This is a genomic window from Oleiphilus sp. HI0117, from assembly GCF_001635235.1.
Map to the genome: position 1 here is coordinate 1 of NZ_LWGA01000305.1, position 443 is coordinate 443.

The window sequence follows — 443 nt, forward strand, 5'->3', positions numbered from 1 at the left end:
CCTCGAGAAAGTGCAGGCTTCAACATATTCCCCGCATCCATTGAGCCCTCTGCCTTACCAGCACCAACCATGGTATGAATTTCATCGATAAAGAGGATTATCTGCCCTTCTTGCTTACTCAGCTCATTAAGCACACCTTTCAAGCGCTCCTCAAATTCACCTCGAAACTTAGCCCCGGCAATCAATGCCCCCATATCCAAGGACAAGACTCTCTTATCTTTTAAGCCGTCAGGTACTTCACCGTTTACAATTCGTTGAGCTAAACCTTCGACAATAGCTGTTTTACCGACACCCGGCTCACCTATCAAAACGGGGTTATTCTTACGTCGACGTTGAAGAACCTGCACCGTGCGACGAATCTCATCATCACGACCAATAACCGGGTCCAGTTTTCCTTCTACGGCTCTAGCCGTCAAATCAACCGTAAATTTATCTAATGCCTC

1 protein-coding gene is annotated in these 443 nt (G+C 47.0%); it reads right to left on the reverse strand.

Translation table 11 applies throughout. The features are described 5' to 3' along the window. Positions 1-443: AAA family ATPase (locus A3757_RS03810; RefSeq protein ID WP_156506155.1), on the reverse strand; the 443-nt coding region annotated here is incomplete at both ends.